This window comes from Acidiluteibacter sp., from assembly GCF_055129545.1.
Genome location: NZ_JBSRUB010000022.1, coordinates 1 through 8131, shown reverse-complemented (window position 1 = coordinate 8131; position 8131 = coordinate 1). Strand labels below are relative to the sequence as shown.

Sequence of the window (8131 nt, the reverse complement as noted above, 5' to 3'; positions counted from 1 at the left end):
GTTACCCTAGCCGGATAGAACTACTCTGGCTTCCTTACACTGTTCAAATAAAAACAGTTTAAAAACCAAAGTTACCAGAATCACTGAAAATAAAAAGACCGCCTAATTGTTTTTAGACGGCCTCTTTTGTGCGGGTTGGTGCCCTAGTGTATTTGGTATCTGTTTTCTCAGGCCCTCGCTGCATCTCACACAAATTTTTTAAGATTATCAATCTTAAAAAATTAGGTGGTCTTCTAAAAGTTTCTTCTGAAATGTTAATGGAACACTTATTAAACTAGCCGACGGTAGTGTAGCCTTACCCTTTTTAGGGAATTCTACAGTAGAAGGGAGTGTAATGTGTGTGGAATGTGATTATTCCTTAATAGTTTTAAATAATCTACGGATTTCCGTAATAGATTACTTGTTAAATATTTTTACATTTGATTTGTTGAGAATAAAAAAATCTTGGATACATATGAATAATTATTTTGACCCTCGTGAATATATTAAGGGATTACAGCAGATATTCATTTCAGATACTAAAAGGATTGGATTTCTCTGTGGTGCTGGAACATCTTTTTCTATAAAAAAAGGTGCTTCTTTAAAGTCATGCGTTCCTCTGGTAGCTACAATGACAAAAAAAATTATTGATGACATTAGCACTGGTGCAAAAACAAAACAGTATAAAACTCCCTTGGAAAAAATAATCAATGAAATAAAAGACAATTCTCTAAGCCCTAATATAGAGCATATTTTATCAAACATTACTCAAAAACATTCGATTATTGGGAAAGAGAAATTATGTGGTTTAGATAAAAAAGGTTGGGGAGACTTGCGCGAGTTAATTGAAATAAAAATTAAAGATCTTGTTTCGGTTCATAAAAATAAATCAGATTATATATCCGACTTTCTGCATAATGATTTGGCATTATGGATAAAAAATGCAGCTAGAAAAGAAGCTATAGAAATTTTTACAACTAATTACGACTACCTTTTTGAAATTGGACTAGAGAAAAACAATGTCCCTTACTATGATGGCTTTATAGGTAGTTATTACCCCTTCTTCTTTCCTGGCTCTGTAGATGACATGGCCTTTTTAACGAATATCACTAAATTATGGAAACTCCATGGGTCTTTAGGATGGAGCTATGATGAAGAGTCAAGAGGTATAACAAGGACACTTCCGGACGACAGTAATATAATGGTTTACCCGTCATTCTTGAAGTATGACAATTCTAAAAAGCAGCCTTATGTGAGCTTTATGGACAGACTTTCGAACTTTATTAGAAAAGATGATGGAGTCCTATTTGTTTGTGGATATTCTTTCGGAGATTTTCACATCAATGATTTGTTGACAACAGCATTGGAAAAAGCTGATACATCTCATATTGTTGTTTTCTATTTTGATCAGTATAAAAAAGAAGATGAAATTTTTTATAGTCTCAATGAAGATATTGAAATAAGAAGAATTGCTGAAAGCAACAAAAAGATTTCAGTTTATGGAATGAGTAGTGCAATTATTGGAGGTAAGTACGGGAGATGGAAAATAAAAAGTAGAATTGCTAAGGATGAGGATGCGGTTTTACTCGATTTATTCTTTGAAGATTTTTATTCGCAAGAAGGGTTTTTATCCAAAAACGCTTTTATCAGAATCGATAATGTAGATTTTGACTTATCAAAGGAAATTTGGAATTTTTTGAAGGATTCAAAAGTTATTGATGAAAAGGGTATATATACGAAGGATTACGACGAAACTCTGAAAAAATTAAAATTCTCTAAATCATTAGAAACTCATGAAGATAAAATTCTGGAACTAATAGAATTGCATAAGAGTTGGAATGGCGAAGGTGTTTTCAAATTAGCAGATTTCGCACACTTTGTCAATTTACTGCAAAATCTAAATTCTGAAGATTATATAAAAAAAATAGGTAAATCAAATGAATCGAAATAGGGAAACTCTTATTGGGAATGTAGTAAGCGTAAGCGGAAATCAGATTTCTGTTAAAATGATTGAATCATCAAAATCTTTGATGCCGATTATTGATGGAGTGATTTATAGAGTGGGGCAATTAGGTTCTTTTTTAAAAATCCCATTGGGTTATGCTAATCTTTACGGAATAGTTACTCAAATAGGGGTTGACGCACTTCCAGAAACACTACAAAAACTTGCTTTCGAAGATAATTCTAAAATTTTTTCGACAAGATGGCTAAGTATGGTATTGGTTGGAGAAAAGACAATAAATAAATTTGAAAGAGGTGTAACTCAATTCCCCACAACACAAGATGAAGTTCATATTGTTACCATAGAGGATTTAGACTTAATCTATGGGAGTATGGATGATGTAAGCTCAATAACCGTTGGTAATATTAGTGTTTCAGAAAGTCTTCCTGCCAAAATTGATTTAAATAAGCTTATCACGCGGCACGCGGCAATACTGGGTTCAACTGGTAGTGGTAAATCTAATACGGTTGCTGTCATTCTAGAGTCTATTGCAATGAGTAATTTTGATAGCTCAAGAATTGTGATCATTGATCCACATGGTGAGTATAATGAAACGCTAAAGGCCTATAGTAAAGTTTATAAGATTAACGCTGACAAATCAAAAAATCAATCAGAGCTACAAATCCCTTTCTGGGCCTTACCCTTCAAGGAGTTTGTTAAAATTTTTGTTGGTGGCTTAAACGACAAACAGTTTGAATACCTAAGAAATAAAGTTCTTGAAAAAAGGATTAGCTATGTAAAAGCAAACAAACTTGAAAAACTAATTAAAATCGAGTCAATAACATCGGATAGTCCAATTCCTTTTAGTATTAAGCAATTATGGTTCGAACTTGATGATTTTGAGAGACAGACCTTTCAAGTAAATAGAGACCCTACAACAGCCAATATTGTAACAAAGGGAGATCCAGAAAAACTGGTTTCGAATACTTATGATCCGGCTAGTGCGGGTGGAGGTAGTCCTTTTTTGAACTTTCAAGCACAGGGAATTTTAAGTTTTTTACATGGTATCAGGAACAGATTATTAGACCAGAGGTACAATTTTTTATTTGATATAGGTGATTTTACTCCTGACCTGGATGGTAATATAACAAAGGATTTGCCTACTCTATTAGCCGAATGGTTGGGTGGAGATTCGCCCATAACTATTTTAGATTTATCAGGAATTCCATCCGAAATAATGACACCTATTTCAGGTTCTGTACTCAAAATCATGTACGATTCTTTATTTTGGGGTCAAAATCTTAACGTTGGAGGCAGAAAACAACCATTATTAATTGTTTTGGAAGAAGCTCACAACTATCTAAAATCTAGTGAGGATTCTATAGCATCAAGGACTGTTCAAACAATTTCAAAAGAAGGTAGAAAATACGGTGTTGGTCTTCTGCTTGTAACACAAAGGCCAACTGAAATTGATGAAACAGTTCTAAGTCAATGTGGCACTACTATTGCTTTAAGAATGACAAACAAAGGTGATCGCGGACATGTCTCTGCAGCAGTGCAAGATGAATTATCAAATATGACGGCATTATTACCAAGTTTGAGGACAGGGGAAGGGCTCATTTTAGGGGAGGCAGTCAAAATACCATCGAGGGTGAAATTTAGAAAGGTAGCTTATGCTCCGAAAAGTGCAGACCCTGATGTTGCAGAACAATGGAGAAAGGCAAAACCGGATAAAAAAGAATATGAAGATGTTGTTATAAATTGGAGAAATCAAAAATTTAAATAAATATTATGAATTTACCAGATATGCACCCTGTGTCATCGTCAAATGTCGATAGTATTGGATATGACGAAGAATCAGAAACTCTTTACGTCAGATTTAAAAATGGAACTGTTTATGAATATAGAAATGTTCCAGTTGTAGTATATGAACAGTTGATGTCAGCTCCTTCGGTTGGATCATATATGCATAGAAATATTAAAAACATATATCCGTACAATCGTGTTGGATAACTTGATATTATGGCAATAGTTAATATAAATCAGAAACTTAAAAGATTAGAAGTTAGCAGTTTCGAAATTGAAAACGATATAGTATTTAATTATTTCGACAAATTACCTTCAACTGAACGTGAAAGCAAATTTTTAAGGGCACTATATATAGGAGTCTTGGCTCTTATGGAGGATAGGATTTCTGCGTTTCTTTCAAAAACTAGTAATGAGTTAGGTACCGAATTGGAAAGTTTAAAAATGATTTTTGATATGAAAAAAGAGCTTTTCTTCAAAACAGCAATAAAAGGTTCATTGGCCGAAGAAGATATTGCCGAATTTTTAAGCAATTATTTTAAGCAAAAAAAAATTAAGGATGTAGTGTTTTTAACTGGGAATGAAACCGGCAGTTTAACCCGTAATAAGACTGGCGATATCATTTGTAGAGTAAATGGGGAATCAGATTTAAAAATAACGGTTGAATGTAAATTTGATAAGAGTATTAAGCTTGGTGAAATCGAAAATAAAGACATTTTTACAAGAAAATATGATACCGCCTGGAGCCAACTTATTGAATCCGATGCAAATAGAAATTCTAAGGTTAGTATAATCGTATTTGATATTTCCCTTGTAGATAATAGTATTTTAAAAGTGTTTGAAAATGTCGGATTTATTCAATCAATAGGTTTTATAGCAATAATCGATTCCCAAAAAGGGGATTATTCCAATTTAGCAATTGCTTATATGCTTGCAAGAGACATAGCCCTCAATTCTAAAAGTGTGGAATTGGATAAGAATCTTTTGGCAATTATTGTTAATAGGATTATAAAGGATATTAATGAGGTAACTAGTATTAAGAAACTAGTTGAAGGTAATATTGACAATAACAAAGCGATTTTAAAACAATTAGAGAAAAGCATTTTGTTAATGAATTTCAATCAGGAATACTTAGTTAAGTTTTTAAACACCGGAGTATTAGATAAAAAAGATTTATTAGATTTTTACATGGGAGAAGATATCAAGGACAGGTATAAGTTAATAGAAAAAGAAATAAATGATTTATAGTATATGCCAATCAAAGATTTATCTAATAAGGGCCAAAGAATAAGGGACTTTTTTAATAATGAGTGTAGATCTTTATTGTCGACCTACAGAAATATTGAAAGCCTAATTCCTTCAGAAAAAAATAATGGAGCAGCCCATACCGGTGAGGAAGGCAGACATCTTGAAAGTCTGATAAGGGCTTTTTTAAATAAGCATTTGCCAAAGGAACTTGAGGCCTTATCTGGTTTTATAATTCGACCAGCAGTAAAAGTTGGAGATCATGATAGAGTAAGAAGGCAAATAGAAGAAGATCAACATTCAACTCAAATCGACATTATTGTTTATGATTCTTCGTCATATCCAATATACGAACGTTTTGAAGAATTTGTAATCGTTCCACCAGAAGGGGTTATTGGTATTATCTCTGTAAAGAAAAATCTTTATGAGGGTCAATTAAATAAGGAGTTAGAAAATTTAGTTAACGCAGCACAATTGTGTGTTTTTAAAAATAGAAGTAAGGAAATTGTAAGAGGACCTTCTACCTGTATTGTATCATTTTCAAATAAGGTAAAAACGAAAAAAAACTTTGAAGATCGATGTAAATGGATTTATCAAAGAATTGTTGATACACATAAAGAGCTTACGTTTGATCAATGTATTGGACAAATAATCTGTCTTGACGAGTTTACAATATTCAAACGAAGGCCGAATGCCGATGACGAAAAAGAATTTGACAAGAAGGCAGCATTTGTTGGTTTCAATCATTCTTCAGAAAATGAATGTCATATGGGTTTACAATTTTTAATAACCGGAATTTTGTCTGCCTATCATCATCCTTCAAGAAAAATGGAAGCAAGACCTGGGTTTACAAGTTTTCAATCTGGACGAAACGAAGATATAAAACTTGGGATGTTAAAAGTTGAAAAACTAAGAATGTTACCTAAGAATTATATCAAGTAGGTTCTGGGCCTAAGAGAATTTTGGCAAAACAATAGGTGAGGGGAGCGGCCATATTTTAGGGGGCTGGTTATTAGTTTTCTTTACAATTGATTAGGTTCATATACCTTAAAGCAGACTTAAGAGTTACAATGGATCCTAAAATATAACGACTAAGCCGTACAACCGACCGTACCGAAAAGTGGTACAGTTCGGGTGGGTTTGTTTCTTTTTTTATCAAGAAAAAAAGAATAAATTTCATTTTATCAAACCTAAGATTTTCCTTGTGTATGAACATGAGATATGCATGTTATGATAGTATCCGGATAGAACCTAAACCAGGTGCAGTAGGAATATGCCAAATATGCGGAAATCAAGTAAAAGCATATTGCGGTAAAATTAATGTATGGCATTGGAGACATAAAAATCTTCCTGATTGCGATTCTTTTTATGAACCAATGTCTGAATGGCATAAAAACTGGCAAAATCAATTTCCCGAGGAATGGCGAGAAGTCGTATTAGAAAGAAAAGGTGAAAAACACTTTGCAGACATTTTTACATCAAATGGCTTGGTAATCGAGTTCCAACACTCCTCAATATCTCCAGAAAAAATAAAGGAACGCGAAGATTTTTATATTAAAATGATTTGGGTGGTCGATGCGATTGATTTTAAAAAAAATATAAAAATTAAAGACCTTTGCAATGAACAAATTACCAAACTGAAGGAAAAGTTTAGTCGAACACTTTTGACAAAACAAATCTCGAAACAAATAGATTCCGAAATAAATTATATCATTCGCGAAATATTTAACCTAGAAGGTCAACAAATCCGTAGCCCTAGGATTCTAAAAAGCAGGAAAGACACCTTAAGTAGTTATATAAAAAATCTTAAAAATTTAGATAAATATCTACTATATGAGGCTTTTCCTATTTGGTTAAAAAATGGAAGAATACCTTATGAGTATGGCGAAAATTTAGATATGAATGAAGTTGAAATAAGACAACAAATAATTGATTTACAACTTCAATGTAATACTCCACAGGAAAAACTAGAGATTCTTATAAATGAAACACAGGAAAATTATAGCGATAATAAAAAGTTACTTCAAGAAATCTACAAAGAAGTGAAATACATTTTTTTGGAGGGTCTACCAAGTCTCATTGAAAAGGAGAAGTTGGAAATTGAAAAAATCGAGTTGGGCTTACCAAAAATTGATGAGGAGATTAGTTCAATGAAATTAGATTTGGAGGGTATAAAAAGAACCAAAGAGAGTAGGGTATCTGACTTCTTAGAAGAAAAAAAATTAGAATATAATCAGGAAATGAAGAAAATTAAGGATGAGCTGGGTAATTTTTTCTCATATGAATGGAAATATGAAAGGAGGTCATGGAAATCCGCTTCAATATCTATATTCCTGGATATGGGAGATGAATACTTGTTTGAAGTGAAGTCTAGCAGTCTTCTTAAAAGAATATCGAAAACTTATTTTATAAGTAATTATTCTGACAACTGAATTTATAATTTAGGTTTCTATTTGACATAATATTCCAAGCCTGCGGAAGTCGAAGAACCCTTCCACTCCAATCCTCCCCAAGTGAACATACTTCGCCGGTCCACAAGGGAAGTCTTTCCGTTCCAGTTTTTCCGACCTCCTCGGCCGCAAGAAAGTACAAGCTGCGAAGGGCCGCTTGACCTTTCTTCTCCCTACCCACAAAATCTGGCAAATCCCTATCCATTTTTTGAACCATCACATCGAAAATTAAATTAGGTATTGATTCTTTTAACTATCTTGAAATCAGCTTTTGGGAGAAATGAAAAAGATATTCGAAAATATCGCCAATTGGTTGGTCGCCTTGAACGGGAGAAAAGACAAAATCCACCAGAACATTAATGCCTTTATGGGAAGAGGAAATAATGGACTGATTGTAGGGGCTGTCATTTTTGGAACTATTGCCGTTCTTTCATCGATTAATCTTTACAAAGATCATGGCAAACTTTGGCTTGCCCTGCTTCCCATTTGTTTATTGGTAACTCTATTTTTTGTGGTAATGGTATCTGATGCTTATAAAGAGAAAGTGAAGTATCAAAGCCGAAGTTCACGAATGAAACTGGTCGGTTTCAATATGGATTTCAATGAGCGTGTTCTTAGAAGGATCTATGGTTCCTTGACCCAATATGAATATCTGGACGAGAACTTAACAAGCTTCTCCAATTTTTATGAAGTTATGGTTCTGGATTTT

7 protein-coding genes are annotated in these 8131 nt (G+C 33.2%); all 7 read left to right on the top strand.

Annotated elements, in window-relative coordinates; all coding sequences use genetic code 11:
• The first annotated feature begins 454 nt into the window (after positions 1-454).
• On the top strand, positions 455-1930 hold the full coding sequence (locus ACTB0X_RS10735) for an SIR2 family protein (protein WP_463025019.1): 1476 nt from the start codon (positions 455-457) through the stop codon (positions 1928-1930).
• Entirely contained in the window at positions 1917-3707 is a 1791-nt protein-coding gene (locus ACTB0X_RS10730) for an ATP-binding protein (RefSeq protein WP_463025018.1), read from the top strand. Before ACTB0X_RS10735 ends, ACTB0X_RS10730 begins: the two co-directional genes overlap by 14 nt.
• Positions 3708-3727: 20 nt before the next feature.
• Complete coding sequence (locus ACTB0X_RS10725) at positions 3728-3934, top strand: KTSC domain-containing protein (RefSeq protein ID WP_463025017.1); 207 nt, start codon at positions 3728-3730, stop codon at positions 3932-3934.
• Positions 3935-3943: 9 nt separating this feature from the next.
• On the top strand, positions 3944-4975 hold the full coding sequence (locus ACTB0X_RS10720; RefSeq protein WP_463025016.1) for a hypothetical protein: 1032 nt from the start codon (positions 3944-3946) through the stop codon (positions 4973-4975).
• Between the two features lie 3 nt (positions 4976-4978).
• Positions 4979-5914 carry a DUF6602 domain-containing protein gene (locus ACTB0X_RS10715; protein WP_463025015.1) on the top strand — a complete coding sequence of 312 codons (936 nt, stop codon included), beginning with the start codon at positions 4979-4981 and terminating at the stop codon, positions 5912-5914.
• Between the two features lie 266 nt (positions 5915-6180).
• Positions 6181-7404, top strand: a complete 1224-nt coding sequence (locus ACTB0X_RS10710) for a competence protein CoiA (RefSeq protein WP_463025014.1) — start codon at positions 6181-6183, stop codon at positions 7402-7404.
• A gap of 298 nt (positions 7405-7702) precedes the next feature.
• A partial coding sequence (locus ACTB0X_RS10705) for a hypothetical protein (RefSeq protein WP_463025013.1) occupies positions 7703-8131 on the top strand: 429 nt, incomplete at its 3' end.

What these genes read in the sequence shown, in the direction of transcription:
- ACTB0X_RS10735 (WP_463025019.1), top strand. Translation starts at nt 455, where the DNA reads ATGAATAATTATTTTGACCCTCGTGAATATATTAAGGGATTACAGCAG.
- ACTB0X_RS10730 (WP_463025018.1), top strand. Translation starts at nt 1,917, where the DNA reads ATGAATCGAAATAGGGAAACTCTTATTGGGAATGTAGTAAGCGTAAGC.
- ACTB0X_RS10725 (WP_463025017.1), top strand. Translation starts at nt 3,728, where the DNA reads ATGCACCCTGTGTCATCGTCAAATGTCGATAGTATTGGATATGACGAA.
- ACTB0X_RS10720 (WP_463025016.1), top strand. Translation starts at nt 3,944, where the DNA reads ATGGCAATAGTTAATATAAATCAGAAACTTAAAAGATTAGAAGTTAGC.
- ACTB0X_RS10715 (WP_463025015.1), top strand. Translation starts at nt 4,979, where the DNA reads ATGCCAATCAAAGATTTATCTAATAAGGGCCAAAGAATAAGGGACTTT.
- ACTB0X_RS10710 (WP_463025014.1), top strand. Translation starts at nt 6,181, where the DNA reads ATGAACATGAGATATGCATGTTATGATAGTATCCGGATAGAACCTAAA.